Raw genomic sequence first — 14,861 nt, forward strand, 5'->3', positions numbered from 1 at the left:
GCTGCAATGAAGGCCTTCATCGTCGATCGATATGCAAAGAAAGCTCCCCTACGGCTTGGAGAGGTTCCAGAGCCGGAAGCAGGGGAGAATGACGTGCTGGTGCAGATCCATGCCGCCAGCGTCAATCTGCTGGACTCCAAGATCAGGGACGGAGAGTTCAAGCTGATCCTGCCCTACGGCCGGCCTTTCGTTGCAGGCCATGACGTGGCCGGAACGGTCATTCGCGTCGGCGCGAAAGTCCGACAGTTCAAACCGGGCGACGAGGTCTATGCGCGAGCGCGCGACGGTCGGATCGGAGCGTTCGCCGAGTACATCGCCATTAATGATGCGGACGTGGCCCTGAAGCCAAAAAACCTCAGCATGGAAGAGGCTGCGTCCATTCCCCTGGTGGGGCTGACCGCCTGGCAGGCGCTGGTTGAAAGGGCGAAGCTGAAGAAAGGACAGAAGGTCTTTATTCAGGCCGGCTCCGGCGGAGTGGGGACATTCGCCATCCAATTGGCAAAGCACCTCGGCGCAACGGTCGCCACGACAACAAGCGCGTCGAACACGGATATGGTCAGGAAGCTGGGCGCCGATGTCATTGTCGACTACAAGAAGGATGACTTCGAGAAAGTGCTTTCGGGCTACGATGTCGTCCTGAACAGCCAGGACAACAAGACCCTCGAAAAGTCCCTGCGTGTGTTGAAGCCAGGTGGCGTAGCCGTTTCGATCTCCGGTCCGCCCGATCCTGGGTTTGCCAGGGAGAAGGGGCTGAGCTGGGTGCTGAACCTGGTCATGCGCGTTCTGAGCGCAGGCATCAGGAGACGGGCAAAACGCGCAGATGTCCGATATTCGTTCCTGTTCATGGCGGCCAATGGCGGGCAGTTGACAAAAATCACGTCGCTCATCGAAACGGGCGTCGTCCGCCCGGTTATAGATCGCGTCTTTCCGCTTGAGCAGACCAACGAGGCATTGGCATACATTGAACAGGGCCGGGCCAAGGGCAAGGTCATCATCAAGGTCAAATAGCTTCTCGGCGCAACGCGGCACAAGCGAATGAGCTTGCGCGTGCTTCCTCCGACAGGGCTTCCGCCAACCTAATGCTCGATTGGTCCTTTCGGCATGACGATCGCGGTGCCGGCGGTTGTCGGACGCTCGATCATGCGGCGGACGCGCGGCGGCTCGTCGCCGCTGTGCAGCGCCCGCAGGCGCTCGCCGACAACGGCGTCGGCATGGGTGGCCCGCTTGTTGTGACGGATGTATTCGAGCCATGTCGGCGTGTGATAGTGCTCGATCCATATTGCGGGATTTTCGAGATCGCGCGCCAGCGTCCAGTTGCGGGCGCCGTCACGGCGGCGGATGCGGCCGCGTTCGGCCATGGTGGCCAGGAATTCCGGCACGTCCTCCTCGCGGATGATGTACTCGATCATGATGGCGATCGGCCCGCTGCGCAGTTTCAGGTCGAGTGCAAGATGCGGCTCCTTGAAACGGTTCAGCGGATCGAGGTTGAGCACCGCCTGCTGCGGCAAAGGCAGCAAGAGGCCGATCGCGCCGCCCGCCAGCATCGCGACGGCGGCCGCGGTCAGAGCGAATTCGGCGCCTTGCGCATCAGCGACAACACCCCAGATCCAGCTGCCGAGGGCGATGCCGCCGAAGGTCGCCGTCTGATAGACCGAGAGCACCCGGCCGACCACCCAGCGCGGCGTCGACATCTGCACCGTGACGTTGAAATGCGCCAGCGCGACCACCCAGCAGGCGCCGCCGATGAGCAGCCCGAGCGACGTTTGCCAGGCCTGATCGCTGACGGCGGCATTGAAGGCGCAGAGCGCAAAGCCGGCGAATGCCATGCGCACCATCGTCTCGCTCGACAGGATCTGCCGCAGCCTGACGCTGATCAGCGCGCCGCCGACGGCGCCGATGCCGAAAGCACCGAGCATGATGCCGTAGGTCAAGGCATCGCCCTTGACGACATTGCGCGCCACCAGCGGCAGCAGTGCCAGGACCGCACCGGCGCTGAAGCCGAAAGCCGCACCCCTTACCAGCACCTTGCCGATATTGGGCGACATCGCGACGTAGCGCAGGCCAGCACCCATCGCCGCGCCCAGCGTCTCGCGCGGCAGTGTCGAGGCCGGCAATTCCGGCTTCCAGCGGGCCAGCACGATGATCAGCCCGACATAGCTCAATGCGTTGGCGGCAAAGGCCGCTGCAGCACCTGCGGCGGCAACGATGATGCCGCCGATCGCCGGGCCGACGCTGCGCGTCAGGTTGAAGCCCAAGGAGTTGAGCGCGACGGCCGCCGGCAGCTTGGCGCGCGGCACCATGTCGCCGACAGAAGCCTGCCATGACGGGTTGTAAAGCGCCGTGCCGCAGTTGATCAGGAAGGCGAAGGCCAGCAGCGTCCACGGCGTTATCAAGCCAAGATAGGTGAACACGGTCAGCAGAACCGAGACGATCAGCATGAAGATCTGGGCAATCAGCATGACCTTGCGCCGGTTGAAGCTGTCGGCGATGGCGCCGGCAACGAGCGCAAACAGCATGATCGGCAAGGTAGTCGAGGCCTGGACCAGCGCAACCTGATAGGACGAGGTGGCGATCGTGGTCATCATCCAGGCGGCGCCGACGCCCTGGATCAAGCCACCGAAATTCGAAACCAGACTGGCGGACCATACGGCGCGGAAAATGCCGTGTCGGAACGGCGCCAGCGCCGAGACGCGTTCGCTGTCCGGCTCGTCGTCGATCATCGATGCTTCCCCGACTTCAAATGCTGCGTTCTTCCAGAATCGGTGCCCTCATGCCGTCCTAGAAGTAGAGCATGACCTCGCAAAGGGCGAACGCCTTTTCAAAGAAGATCATGGTCCAACAAAGAGATAGCGGTGGCGGGAACAGGTCGGCGGCCATTCTTGCAGGCCGCGTGAAGCGCTTCGGTGAGGTGTCCGACTTTCTGTCCGCCGCGCCCGCTTCCTGCTGCCGTGAACCGATAAACGCGAACGGCTGAGATTGGTGGGAAGCGGACTGGCGGCTTCAGGATTTTGTCTTCGATTGCAAGCATCAGCCCGTGCGAGCATCGCTACGAGCAACTTCTCTGCGGACTTGGCAACAGAATCCGCCTGCTCCAAGAACTCGGCGCGTTGCGCAAAAAATACTTAGCGACTTGACGAAGTTTTTGCTTGCGCCACCGGCAAATTGGGCGATAGTTAGCAATATGGCTAAGCATGATCTTGATCTCTCGCTGCTCTTCCACGCGCTCGCTGATCCGACCCGCCGGTCGATCCTGACCCGGCTCGCCGAAACACCTGCGCGGGTAACGGATCTGGCTGGGCCCACGGGGCTGCGGCTGCCCACGGTGATGCGGCACCTTTCCGTGCTGGAGGAGGCAGGGTTGATCACCACGTCCAAGGACGGGCGGATACGCACCTGCGCCATCGTACCCGAGGCTCTGGATCCAGCGCGAACATGGCTCGATGAACAGCGGGCCATCTGGGAAGCTCGGCTCGACCGGTTGGACGCATTTGTGATGAATGTGATGAAGAAGGAGCGCGCAGAATGACACAGAACCTCGCTACAAACAGTGCGACCCGTGCGGTGCCCGATGATAGGAAGGGCCGTTTTGCGACGCTGACCTTCGAACGGGACGTGGCCGCGCCATTGGCCGTGCTGTGGGAGGCTTGGACGGCGCCGGCCGCGCGGGCGATCTGGGCTGCGCCGTCGCCCTCGGTCACCGTGGAGTTTTTGGAGGCCGACACCAGGGTGGGTGGACGCGAGATCTCGCTCTGCAAGGCAGAGGGCCAGCCGGACATCCGCTGCGAGTGCGGCTGGCTGGTGTTGCAGCCAGCGCTGTGCAGTGTGAACTACGAGGTGATCTCGTGCGAAGGCGTGACGCAATCAGCAGCGCTGGTGACGGCAGATCTCTCAGGCACGCACGAGCGCAGCCGGCTAGTCGTGACGGTGCAACTTTCCTCGCTGGCGCAGGACATGGAAGCAGGCTACCGGGCGGGCTTCGGTGCCGGCCTGGACAACCTCGCGGGCGCGGCCGAACGAACCATGGTGCTGCAGCGGGTGATTCAGGCGCCGCGGTCCATCGTCTGGGGCGCGTGGATGAACCCTGAAACGCTGCCGCAATGGTGGGGGCCGGAAGGCTTCTCCTGTCGAACGAAGAGGATCGACTTGCGAGCGGGCGGCGAGTGGGTATTCGACATGATCGCGTCTGACGGCACGGTTTTCCCGAACCACCATCTCTATAACGAGGTCCGGCCCGAAGAGAGGATCAGCTATACGCTGCATTGGGGCGAGAACGGGCCGAAGCATGCCGACGCCTGGGCCTCGTTCGAGGATCAGGACGGGGCAACGAAGGTAACGCTGGGCATGGTATTCAGCACGGCTGCCGAGTTCCAGGAGGCGAAGGGCTTCGGTGCCGTGGAACTGGGACTGCAAACATTGGGCAAACTGGAACGCTTCGTCGCATCCCGCTGAAATGCTGCGACTTCCCGTCGGCCCGAATCAGGGGTTGCGGACGAGTTCTCCATGTCGCGCCTGTCCTCATCGGCGACGGCATCCGCCGCTTCAGTCAGAACGGCATGGTGCCGATCAGGCTGGAGAAGACCGAGCTCTCGGAAGCGGGGCAGATCACCAACATGCGCTTCCGCTTCACGGGATAGGCCGAGAATTCACAAAGGGATACACGAAGAGGAGGTTTCTATGAGAAAGCTGATCATATGGGACATGGTGAGTGTCGACGGCTTCTTCGAAGGTCCGGACAGGGACATCAGCTGGTTCGTCTTCGAAGAAGAACTCGAGAACTACATTCGTGAGACCCAGGAAAAGGCCGACACGCTGATCTTCGGCCGGGTGACCTACGAGCTCATGGCAGCCTATTGGCCGTCCGAGCAAGGCTGGATCGCGGATTTCATGAACAAGATCGAGAAGTTGGTCTTCTCGCGCACGCTGAAAAGCGCCGACTGGAACAACACGAAGCTCTTCAACGGCAATGTCGCGGAAGAAGTCTCCAAGCTGAAGAGCAGGGACGGCGGAGACATCTTCGTGTTCGGCAGCGCCGACTTCACGGCGACCCTGATGGAGCACGGCCTGATCGACGAGTATCACCTCGGGATCAACCCCGTCATTCTCGGGAGAGGCACGCCGCTCTTCAAGGGCGGCCCGAATCTGATACGCCTGAAGCATCTCGAGACGAGGACGCTCAAGTCAGGTGTTGTCATCCTCCATTACGCGCCGGAGAGCAGACAATGACGATCGATCCGCTGTTTCCCGTCAACCAGGCTTGTCGAATTGGGAGGGCCCGGGGAAGTGGCGCGCTCCAGACGATCGGCGGCCAAGTGGCGTAGCTGCCATCACCGCTGCGCTCTCGGGTCGAACGCCCGGGGCAGCCCTTTGGGCGACATGCATTACCGATCTTCGAATCCGGTCAGCACGCCCACCGCATTGATGCCGATTTCCTCGACGGCGTAGCCGCCTTCCATGACGAACAGCGTCGGCAGGCCGAGCTTGGCGATGCGACGGCCAATCCTGGGATAGTCGGCGCTTTTCAGCTTGAACTTGCTGATCGGGTCCTTCTCGAACGTGTCGACGCCGAGCGAGACGACTACGACCTCGGGAGCGTAAGCTGCAAGTTTTGCGCAGGCGTCCTCCAGCGAAGCATTCCAGGCATCCCATGTGGTGCCGAACGGCATGGGGTAGTTGACATTGAAGCCTTCGCCGGCGCCGGCGCCGCGCTCGTCGGCGTGGCCCAGGAAGAACGGATATTCGGTCATCGGGTCGCCATGCAGGTTCAGCACCTGCACGTCGTCGCGGCTGTAGAAGATCTCCTGCGTGCCGTTGCCGTGATGGTAATCGACATCGAGGATCGAGACGCGCCTGGCGCCCTGGTCGCGGAACCATTGCGCGGCAACCGCGGCGTTGTTGATGTAGCAATAGCCGCCCATGAACGCAGCACCGGCATGATGGCCGGGCGGGCGGCAGAGCGCGAAGGCTGATATCTCGCCGCCCTTGACCAGAGCGGCTGCGGTCAGCGCCACATCGTAGGACGACTTGATCGCCTCCCAGGTGCCTTTGACGAAGCTGGCGCCGCCGTCGAAGGAGTAAAAGCCAAGCAGCGCATCGATGGTTTGCGGGCGCACATCGCCGCGCAAGCCGCGCGTCGGCCAGGTGAAGGGGATGGCCGAGCCCGTCCGGCCCGACGCTTCCCAGAGCGGCCATACGGTCGGCAGGAAATCGATGTAGTCGCTGCTATGCACCTGCTTGGCGGCAGCGAGGTCGTGCGTGTGGGGCGGCAGCACCGGGCCGAGCTTTTCGCTCTCCACCCTCGCCTTGATGAACTCGGCGCGCGAGGGCTTCTCGAAGGCCGGCACGATGGCGCCGGCGATCAATTCGACATTGCCGGAATGGCAGGCATGGAGGGGCGAAAAAACAGTCTTCATGAAATTGTTCCGTGGTGAGATGCGGCGACCCTAGCCGTCTTGCACTGCCTTTCACAAGGCGCTGGGCCAACCAGCCATGGCTTGCTGGCACGGCAGCTACTCGTCTAGCCTGTCGGTAGCGCAACCGAACCGCGGGTAATCATGAGTTCAAATGCCGACCTGATCGTCATCAATGCCCGTGTGCTGACCATGGACGAAGGCAATCCGACGGCCGAGGCGGTGGCGATAAAGGACGGCAACATCCTCGCGGTTGGGGATCGCCGGACGATTGAGGCGCTGAAAGGGCCGGCCACGAAGATTATCGATGCGCAAGGCGGGTCGATGGTGCCGGGCTTTATCGAAGCGCATATGCATCTTTTCGGCGGCGCGGCCGAACTCGACAATCTGCACCTTCAGGGCGTGCATGGCTTCGATGCACTGAGCGACGCGATCCGCGCCTATGCGGCGGCACGGCCGAACGCCAAATTGCTGCTTGGGGCCGGCGTCGACTACACCATCCTTTCCAAGGAAGAGCCGGTCACCCGCCATCATCTCGACCGCATCATCGCCGACCGGCCGTTCGCCATGTCGGCTTCCGATCATCACACGATGTGGGCCAACACCAAGGCGCTGGAGCTGGCTGGCGCCCTGCACGGCAAGCAACTCGGTCCCGGCAACGAGATCGTCATGGGAGCGGATGGCCTGGCGGCGGGCGAATTGCGCGAGGGGGAGGCGTTCGGGCCAATCCTCGAGCTTTCGGGACAGAACCGAGTGCGGCTCGGCATTGCGACAGGTGGAGAGCCCGAGCCGTACCCTTCCGCCGCCGAAGTCGCGGCCGATCGTGACCTGATGCATCGCGGGTTGGAATGGTGCGCCCGCCACGGCATCACCTCGATCCAGAACATGGACGGCAATCTTTACCAGCTCGAGCTGCTAGCCGGGCTGGAACAGGAAGGGCGACTGCTCTGCCGCACCAAGATACCTTTTCATTTCAAGAACTTCATGACGCTCGACAGGCTGGAAAAGGCATCGAGCATGGCCAACTCTTACCAATCGGAATGGCTGTCGTCCGGCATGGTCAAGATGTTTTACGACGGCGTGCTGGAAGGCTGGACCGCGGTCATGGTCGACGACTATGCCGACCGGCCGGGCTGGCGCGGTGAGCCGCTGTTTACGCCGGAGCATCTCGCCGAGGTGGCGGTGGAGGCCGACCGGCGCGGGCTGCAGGTCGCCGTGCATTCGATCGGCGACGGCGCGGTGCGCGCGGTCCTCGATGGTTATGAGGCGGCGCGGCGGAAGAACGGCAGGCGCGACAGCCGGCACCGGGTCGAGCATATCGAGGTGGTCACTGCCGCCGACATACCGCGCTTCGCAGAGCTTGCCGTCATCGCCTCGATGCAGCCGCCGCACCCGCCCGGCGCCATGGACTTCCCGCTGGAGCCGACGCTTTCGCGCATCGGCCGCGAAAGATGGCCGCTGAGCTATGCCTGGCGGACGCTGAAGCAGGCGGGCGCGCATGTCGTCTTCGCTTCCGACTGGCCGGTGTCGCCGATCGATCCGATCCTGGGCATTCAGGCGGCGGTGCTGCGCAAACCTTGGGCAGAGGGCGATCCCGACCAGAGCTTTTCGCTGCATGAATCACTAGCGGGCTACACGGTGGAAGGCGCCTATGCCGAGTTCATGGAGCACCGCAAGGGCCGCCTGAAGGCAGGCTTTATGGCCGATCTCGTGGTGCTCTCAGCCGACATCGAGGCGACCGCGCCGGAAGCGCTGCATATGGTGCGGCCGGTGACGACGATCTGCGGCGGCAAGATCACCTACCAGGCCTGACGGTGGCACGGGAATTGCGTTCTGGATCGACATTCAGATGTGTGCTTGCCAAGCCATGCGCCGTGTGCTGACAATCGAGTGGGAACTGGATCCGCCAGAAGAGCGGACACAAGAATGGGGTAATCGTGCCGGAACAACCGGGTAAAAGTGCAATTGAAGTTCGTGGCGTCCGCAAGGTCTTCGGTAGCGGGGAGTCACAGGTCGCCGCCCTCGACACGGTTTCGGTGTCGATCCGCGAAAATGAATTCTTCACGCTGCTTGGTCCTTCCGGCTGCGGGAAGACGACGCTGCTGCGGCTGATCGCCGGCTTCGATTTCCCCAGTGCCGGCGAGATCCTGCTGCATGGCCAGGACATCGCGCCGCTGCCGCCGTTCAAGCGGCCGGTCAATACGGTGTTCCAGAACTATGCGCTGTTCCCGCATATGACGGTGGCCGAGAATATCGGCTTCGGCCTCGAAATGCTTGGCAAGCCCAAGGCCGAAGTCAAGGCGCGGGTTGCCGAGATGCTGAAGCTGGTCAAGATGGAGGCGCTGAGCAGCCGCCGCACCAGCCAGATTTCCGGCGGCCAGCAACAGCGCGTGGCGCTGGCGCGCGCTCTCGCGCCGCAGCCAAAAGTGCTGCTGCTCGACGAGCCGCTGTCGGCGCTCGACTTCAAGCTGCGCAAGGGGATGCAGATCGAGCTGAAGCGGCTGCAGCACGAGACCGGCATCACCTTCATCTTCGTCACCCACGACCAGGAAGAAGCGCTGACCATGTCGGACCGCATCGCGGTGATGTCGTCGGGCAAGATCCTGCAGGTCGGCACGCCCTGGGACATCTACGACAAGCCGGCGGAGCGCTTCGTCGCCGACTTCATCGGCGAAACCAATTTCCTGACGGCGGCCATATCTGGCATGGGCAACGGCAAGGCACGCGCAACGCTCAAATCCGGCGCGACGATCGACGCGACCGTGGCTGAGGGCTTCCTGCCGAAGGACAATGCCACCGTGGTGGTCAGGCCCGAACATGCCAAGCTGACCAGCGGCAAGGGCGACCTGTCGGGCACGGTGGAAAACATCGTCTATTTCGGCACCGACACGCACATCCATGTCCGCCTGGACAGCAGCGAGAGCTTCACCGTGCGCCAGCAGAACACGCGCAGCGCCGGCTGCGGTTTCGAGCGGGGCGACAAGGTCGGCATTTCGATCGGCAACGACGCCGCGCAAGTGCTGAGGGATTGATGGCGAGCGCGGAACAAGTCGCTGAGGAGGCCGAGCGCCGAGAGATCCGCGATCGCTGGCTGCTGTCGGCGCCGGCACTGATCATCATCTTTCTCGCCGCGACCGGCCCGCTGCTGATCGTCGTGGTCTATTCCTTCCTGACGCCGGGACCGTATGGCGGCGTGGTGTGGAAATTCTCGACCGACGGCTGGTTGTCGGTGCTGATGCAGCGCGACATCTTCGACGACACTCTGGCCTTCGCCGATGCGCATCTGTCGATCTTCTGGCGCTCGGCCAAGCTGTCGTTCATGACAACGATCCTGACGCTGCTGTTTGGCTTCCCGACCGCCTATTTCATCGCTACCCGGCCGGCGCGCCAGCGCGACATCTGGCTGTTCCTGATCACCATCCCGTTCTGGACCAATCTCTTGATCCGCACCTTCGCCATCCAGGAGGTGATCCGCAATGAGGGCCTCGTCAACACGGTGCTGATCAAGCTCGGCATCATCAACCAGCCGATCCAGATGATGTTCACCGATTTCGCGCTGATGGTCGGCATGACCTATGTCTATCTGCCGCTGATGGTGCTGCCGCTCTATGCCAGCATGGAAAAGATCGACTTCCGGCTGGTCGAGGCTGGTTACGACCTCTATGCCAACCGCTTGCAGGTGCTGAGGCGGGTCATCATCCCGCTGGTCAAGCCCGGCATCATCGCCGGCTCGATCCTGGTCTTCATCCCGGCGCTGGGCGCCTATGTCACCCCGCGCGTGCTCGGCGGGTCGAAGAACATGATGCTCGGCAATCTGATCGAGCTGCAGTTCGGGCAAGGCCGCAACTGGCCGCTCGGCTCGGCGCTGTCGCTGTCGCTGATGGCGATCGTGATGGTGGCGCTGCTTTTGTATGTCCGCTCCGTCGGGCGCCGGGGAGGCGCGCATGGCTAGCCGCTTCGATATCCGCCGGCAGACCGGCTTCACCACCATCGCAATGATCTGCTTCTTCGCGCTGTACCTGCCGATCGTCACGCTTGTCGTCTATGCCTTCAATTCAGGCAATTCGATCGCGGTCTGGGAAGGCGTGTCGCTGCGCTGGTTCTACCAGGCTTGGAACAACGATCAGGTCGTCGATGCCGCCATCCGGTCGCTGCAAATCGCTTTGGTCGCCGCGACCATTGCCACCATCGTTGCCACGATGGCGGCACTCGCCACGACCCGAACCAAACCCTATCCCGGCCTCGGCTTCAAATACGCCTTCATCAACCAGCCGCTGATGGTGCCGGAGGTCGTCACTGCGGTGGCGCTGCTGATCTTCTTCTCGCGCATCAAGATCTGGACCGGCTATTCGGGGCTGGGCTACCTGATGGCGGCGCATACCGCCTTTTGCATTCCCTTTGCCTATCTGCCGATCCGGGCGCGGCTTGAGAGCATGGACCTGTCGCTGGAGATCGCGGCGGCCGACCTCTACGCGACACCCTGGAAGGCATTTAGGCGCGTCACCTTTCCGCTGCTGTGGCCAGGCATCCTTGCCGGGTTGATGCTGGCCTTCGTCATCTCGCTGGACGACGTCGTCATCACCGAGTTCGTCAAGTCCGGCGGCCAGGACACGTTGCCGACCTACATGCTCGGCCAGTTCCGGCGCTTTATCACGCCGGAAATCAACGCAATTTCGACGGTGTTCCTGCTGATCTCTATCTTGATCGTCACCGTCTTCTTTTTCATCAGCAGGAAAAAGGATCACGAGTGACAGGAGAGATACGATGAAGTGGAAACTGACTGCGACGGCACTCAGCGCCGCGCTGTTCGCCTCGGCGGGTCTCGCCCGCGCCGACGGCGAACTCAACATCTACAATTGGGGCAACTACACCAGCCCCGAACTCGTCAAGAAATTCGAGGAGACATACAAGGTCAAGGTGACAGTCACCGACTACGATTCCAACGACACGGCGCTGGCCAAGATCAGGCAGGGCGGCAGCGGCTTCGATGTCGTGGTACCCTCGGCGAGCTTCGTGCCGATCTGGATCCAGGAAGGGCTGCTGCTGGAGACAGAGCCGAACAAGATGGAAAACTTCAAGAACATGGATCCGAAATGGGTCGATGTTCCCTTCGATCCGGGCCGCAAATACACCGTGCCGTGGCAGTGGGGCACGACCGGCGTCACGGTCAACACCGCAGTCTACAAGGGCGATCCCAACACCTCGGCCATCTTCTTGGATCCGCCGCCGGAACTGGTCGGCAAGATCAACGTCGTTCCCGAAATGGCCGACGTCATGCATCTCGCCATCAGATATGTCGGCGGCGAGCCGTGCACTGGCGACAAGGAGGTGCTGAAGAAGGTGCGCGATGTGCTGGTGGCGGCCAAGCCGAAATGGATCTCCATGGACTACGGCACGGTCGAGAAGTTCGCCAAGGGCGACTTCGCCGCTAGCGTCGACTGGAACGGCGCGTCGTTTCGCACCCGCCTGCAGAACAAGGACTTCGTCTATGGCTATCCGAAGGAGGGCTATCCAATCTTCATGGACAATCTTGCGGTGCTAAAGGACGCCAAGAACGTCGAGAACGCCAAGCTGTTCCAGAACTTCGTCATGGATCCAAAGAACGCCGCGCTGATCTCGACTTTCGCGCGCTACGCCAACGGCATCAAGGGATCGGAAGCCTTCATGCCCGAGGACATGAAAACGGCGCCGGAGGTCAACATCCCCGCCGAGTTCGCCGACAAGGGCACGTTCATGCTGACCTGCGCGCCCGACGTGCAGGCACTCTACACCAGGATCTGGACCGAACTGCAGAAGTGATCGCATCGTTGACGGACCCGGCGGCAGGCGCCGCCGGGTCCGTTTTCATATTGCCGGGACGCATCTCATGACTTCTTACCGCAACTCCGATCCGCGGCCGCCGATCATGCAGGGGTCGCCGCCCAAGATGGTGCCGCCGAAGCTCGACTGGGATAGGGGACCCTGGAACCGGTGGGCGTTCCAGCACATCCGCGAAATCCTGCCGACCGTCGAAGTCTGGCGCGGCAATGGCCATCGCCGCCGGCTCGAGCGCGCCGACGTCGATCTCGACGCGCTGCCGGTGGGCGGCAGCACGGGGCAGCCTTCGACGCTGGCCGGGCTGCTGGACGAAACCTATACGGATGGGTTCCTCGTGCTCAAGGATGGCAAGATCGCCTATGAGCGCTATTGCAACGGCATGACCGAGCGCACGCTGCATTTGTCGCAGTCGATGGCCAAGTCGGTCACGGGCTCGGTGTTCGGCATACTCGCCGGGCGCGGCCTGATCGATCCCGCCATGCCGGTGACGACCTATCTGCCGGAGCTGGAAGCTACCGGCTGGGCCGGCGCCAGCGTGCAGCATGTGCTCGACATGACGTCCGGCGTGCGTTTTTCCGAGGAATACACCGACCGCTATTCCGATATCGGTCAGGTCGATGTCGCCAGCGGCTGGAAACCGGTGCCGCCGGACAGCGACCCGGCCTTCGAGTGGCCATCGCATATGTTCGAATTGATCCTGCGGCTCAAGAAGACAAGCCGGCCGCATGGCGCTGCGTTCGAATATCGTTCGATAGAGACCGACGTGCTCGCCTTCATCATGGAACGGGTGACCGGCAAGCGGCTGGCGCAACTGGTTTCGGAAGAACTCTGGCAAAAGCTCGGCGCGGATGAAAGCGCCTGCTTCACCGTCGACAGTGCCGGCTACGCCATCGCCGATGGCGGCTTCAACGCCACGCTGCGCGACTATGGCCGTTTCGGCCAGCTGATCCTCGACAATGGCGGCGGCGTCGTGCCGGCCGACTGGATCGAGGCGACGCGCACCGGCAGGCATGGACCGGACTTCAATCCCAGCCTGCCGCAAGGCAGCTACCGCAACCAGTTCTGGATCGAGGACCCGCGTTCGCGCGCGCTGATGTGCCGGGGCGTGTTCGGGCAGCTGATCCATATCGACTGGAACACGAGAATGGTCGTGGTGAAGCTTTCGAGCTACGCGGATTTCACCAGCATCGCCTTTTCGGTGGCGACGATGAAAGCCGTCCACGCGATCGCCGCCGCGTTGAGGAACACGCCATGACCGGCAAGACCGCGTTCGGGACCAGACATGGCTTTGCCCGCAACAAGGTGCTGCTCGGCAACTGGCGCGAAAGCCCGTTCAGCCGGTGGTCGTTCCAGAATGTCGGCGAGTTGGTGCCGAGCGCACGTGTCGCTGCAGCGTCAAGCGGCAGTGAGGCGCCGGCACAGGATCTTGATGGGCTGCTTGACGAAAAAATCGCGCTGACCGGCGGCGCCGAGACTGTTGCGGCCTTTCTCGCGCGCTCCGACACCGACGCGCTGACGATCACGAAAGCCGGCAAATTCGTCGGCGACTGGTTCGCACCGCATATGGAGTTCGGCGCGCGCCACATCATCTTCTCGATCAGCAAGTCGCTGACCGGCATTCTGGCCGGCATATTGGAGGGCGAGGGGGTTTTCGATCCCCAGGCGCCGGTGACCCGCTATCTGCCGGAAGCTGCCGGCTCGGCCTATGGCGATGCCAGCGTGCGGCATGTGCTCGACATGAGCGTCAGCCTCGACTTCGAAGAAGCCTATCTCGATCCGGAAAGCGCCTTTGCCCGCTATCGCCGCGCGACGCTGTGGAATCCGGGCGGCGGCATGGAAAGCCTGGCCGACTTCATCCTGACGCTGCAGCGCCTTGCCGAGCCGCATGGCCGGACGTTCCGCTACCGCTCGCCCAATTCCGACCTGCTCGGCATCCTGCTCGAGCGCGCGTCCGGCCAGCGCTTCGCCGAGTTGATGCACGAGAAATTGTGGCTGCCGCTTGGTGCAATGAGCGAAGCCTCGGTGACAGTCGATATGGCCGGCACTGCGCGCACGGCCGGCGGCATTTCGGTGACGCCGCGCGATCTGGCCCGGGTCGGCGAGATGATGCGGCAGGGCGGCATCGCCCATGGCCGCCGCATCGTGCCGGAAGCCTGGGTGCGCGACACTGTAAGCACAGGCGGAGACACGGACGCCTGGCAGCGTGGCGCGATGGCGTTCCTCTTCCCGCAAGGCCGCTACCGCAACAAATGGTACCAGACCGGCGCGGCCAGCGGCGCTTTTTGCGGTATCGGCATCCACGGCCAGTGGCTCTACGTCGATCCCAAGGCGGAGGTGGTTATCGCCAAGATGTCGTCGCAGCCTGAGCCGGTCGACGAGCCGCTCGATGTCGATATGGTCACCTTCTTCGATGCGCTGAGCCGGATGGTCTAGCAGGGCAATCGTATCCGACTGGCAATGAGGGGCAGCGCGCACGTCTGAAGGGCACGGGCAAATCCAGGCGTGGGCGCATTCTGCCATGCGAATTTCCAACGTGCTTTCCTGTGGAACTCTTGATCGGTCGAAAAGAGCGAGGTTGGCGGGGCGACGCTCTGCGCCTATGGTCGCCGCTCTTTTCGACAGGGCAGCAGGAACGAC

13 protein-coding genes are annotated in these 14,861 nt (G+C 62.7%); 11 read left to right on the top strand and 2 right to left on the bottom strand.

Annotation, left to right across the window (positions count from 1 at the left end):
• Window positions 1–6: 6 nt before the first annotated feature.
• Window positions 7–1,008, top strand: coding sequence for an NADP-dependent oxidoreductase (locus AC0L2K_RS13825; protein ID WP_128173744.1), 1,002 nt, complete (start codon window positions 7–9; stop codon window positions 1,006–1,008).
• 68 nt (window positions 1,009–1,076) lie between these two features.
• Here AC0L2K_RS13825 and AC0L2K_RS13830 read toward each other — a convergent pair whose 3' ends face one another.
• Window positions 1,077–2,720, bottom strand: coding sequence for an MFS transporter (locus AC0L2K_RS13830; protein ID WP_287064630.1), 1,644 nt, complete (start codon window positions 2,718–2,720; stop codon window positions 1,077–1,079).
• Between the two features lie 461 nt (window positions 2,721–3,181).
• Here AC0L2K_RS13830 and AC0L2K_RS13835 point away from each other — a divergent pair, with 461 nt between their 5' ends.
• The 3 genes from AC0L2K_RS13835 (at window position 3,182) to AC0L2K_RS13845 (ending at window position 5,223) form a co-directional block, all read left to right on the top strand.
• Window positions 3,182–3,526, top strand: a complete 345-nt coding sequence (locus AC0L2K_RS13835; protein WP_023798026.1) for an ArsR/SmtB family transcription factor — start codon at window positions 3,182–3,184, stop codon at window positions 3,524–3,526.
• Window positions 3,523–4,449 (top strand): SRPBCC family protein, encoded by a 927-nt coding sequence (locus AC0L2K_RS13840; RefSeq protein WP_023798025.1) that lies wholly within the window; start codon window positions 3,523–3,525, stop codon window positions 4,447–4,449. Before AC0L2K_RS13835 ends, AC0L2K_RS13840 begins: the two co-directional genes overlap by 4 nt.
• Before the next feature lie 225 nt (window positions 4,450–4,674).
• Window positions 4,675–5,223 carry a dihydrofolate reductase family protein gene (locus AC0L2K_RS13845; protein ID WP_023798024.1) on the top strand — a complete coding sequence of 183 codons (549 nt, stop codon included), beginning with the start codon at window positions 4,675–4,677 and terminating at the stop codon, window positions 5,221–5,223.
• 155 nt (window positions 5,224–5,378) lie between these two features.
• Here AC0L2K_RS13845 and AC0L2K_RS13850 read toward each other — a convergent pair whose 3' ends face one another.
• Complete coding sequence (locus tag AC0L2K_RS13850) at window positions 5,379–6,410, bottom strand: histone deacetylase family protein (protein WP_287259379.1); 1,032 nt, start codon at window positions 6,408–6,410, stop codon at window positions 5,379–5,381.
• A 141-nt stretch (window positions 6,411–6,551) separates the two neighbouring features.
• On the opposite strand from AC0L2K_RS13850, the gene AC0L2K_RS13855 reads away from it, so the two are divergent.
• The 7 genes from AC0L2K_RS13855 to AC0L2K_RS13885 all read left to right on the top strand — a co-directional run bounded on the left by AC0L2K_RS13855 (window position 6,552) and on the right by AC0L2K_RS13885 (window position 14,657).
• Entirely contained in the window at window positions 6,552–8,219 is a 1,668-nt protein-coding gene (locus tag AC0L2K_RS13855) for an amidohydrolase (protein WP_128168901.1), read from the top strand.
• A gap of 125 nt (window positions 8,220–8,344) precedes the next feature.
• Window positions 8,345–9,439 (top strand): ABC transporter ATP-binding protein, encoded by a 1,095-nt coding sequence (locus AC0L2K_RS13860; RefSeq protein WP_473531597.1) that lies wholly within the window; start codon window positions 8,345–8,347, stop codon window positions 9,437–9,439.
• On the top strand, window positions 9,439–10,359 hold the full coding sequence (locus AC0L2K_RS13865; RefSeq protein ID WP_128168903.1) for an ABC transporter permease: 921 nt from the start codon (window positions 9,439–9,441) through the stop codon (window positions 10,357–10,359). The genes AC0L2K_RS13860 and AC0L2K_RS13865 overlap by 1 nt, the downstream gene beginning before the upstream one ends.
• A complete protein-coding gene (locus AC0L2K_RS13870; RefSeq protein ID WP_128168904.1) occupies window positions 10,352–11,158 on the top strand; it encodes an ABC transporter permease in 807 nt (268 codons plus the stop codon). Before AC0L2K_RS13865 ends, AC0L2K_RS13870 begins: the two co-directional genes overlap by 8 nt.
• A gap of 13 nt (window positions 11,159–11,171) precedes the next feature.
• Entirely contained in the window at window positions 11,172–12,206 is a 1,035-nt protein-coding gene (locus AC0L2K_RS13875) for an ABC transporter substrate-binding protein (RefSeq protein WP_287173374.1), read from the top strand.
• 67 nt (window positions 12,207–12,273) lie between these two features.
• A complete protein-coding gene (locus AC0L2K_RS13880; RefSeq protein ID WP_473531598.1) occupies window positions 12,274–13,479 on the top strand; it encodes a serine hydrolase domain-containing protein in 1,206 nt (401 codons plus the stop codon).
• Window positions 13,476–14,657, top strand: coding sequence for a serine hydrolase domain-containing protein (locus tag AC0L2K_RS13885; protein ID WP_473531599.1), 1,182 nt, complete (start codon window positions 13,476–13,478; stop codon window positions 14,655–14,657). Before AC0L2K_RS13880 ends, AC0L2K_RS13885 begins: the two co-directional genes overlap by 4 nt.
• Window positions 14,658–14,861: the final 204 nt, after the last annotated feature.

This window comes from Mesorhizobium sp. WSM4817 (genome assembly GCF_055811135.1).

Bases quoted from the DNA above. Each gene is read 5' to 3' on its own strand.
- AC0L2K_RS13825 (WP_128173744.1), top strand. From the start codon at position 7: ATGAAGGCCTTCATCGTCGATCGATATGCAAAGAAAGCTCCCCTACGG.
- AC0L2K_RS13830 (WP_287064630.1), bottom strand. From the start codon at position 2,720: ATGATCGACGACGAGCCGGACAGCGAACGCGTCTCGGCGCTGGCGCCG.
- AC0L2K_RS13835 (WP_023798026.1), top strand. From the start codon at position 3,182: ATGGCTAAGCATGATCTTGATCTCTCGCTGCTCTTCCACGCGCTCGCT.
- AC0L2K_RS13840 (WP_023798025.1), top strand. From the start codon at position 3,523: ATGACACAGAACCTCGCTACAAACAGTGCGACCCGTGCGGTGCCCGAT.
- AC0L2K_RS13845 (WP_023798024.1), top strand. From the start codon at position 4,675: ATGAGAAAGCTGATCATATGGGACATGGTGAGTGTCGACGGCTTCTTC.
- AC0L2K_RS13850 (WP_287259379.1), bottom strand. From the start codon at position 6,410: ATGAAGACTGTTTTTTCGCCCCTCCATGCCTGCCATTCCGGCAATGTC.
- AC0L2K_RS13855 (WP_128168901.1), top strand. From the start codon at position 6,552: ATGAGTTCAAATGCCGACCTGATCGTCATCAATGCCCGTGTGCTGACC.
- AC0L2K_RS13865 (WP_128168903.1), top strand. From the start codon at position 9,439: ATGGCGAGCGCGGAACAAGTCGCTGAGGAGGCCGAGCGCCGAGAGATC.
- AC0L2K_RS13870 (WP_128168904.1), top strand. From the start codon at position 10,352: ATGGCTAGCCGCTTCGATATCCGCCGGCAGACCGGCTTCACCACCATC.
- AC0L2K_RS13875 (WP_287173374.1), top strand. From the start codon at position 11,172: ATGAAGTGGAAACTGACTGCGACGGCACTCAGCGCCGCGCTGTTCGCC.
- AC0L2K_RS13880 (WP_473531598.1), top strand. From the start codon at position 12,274: ATGACTTCTTACCGCAACTCCGATCCGCGGCCGCCGATCATGCAGGGG.
- AC0L2K_RS13885 (WP_473531599.1), top strand. From the start codon at position 13,476: ATGACCGGCAAGACCGCGTTCGGGACCAGACATGGCTTTGCCCGCAAC.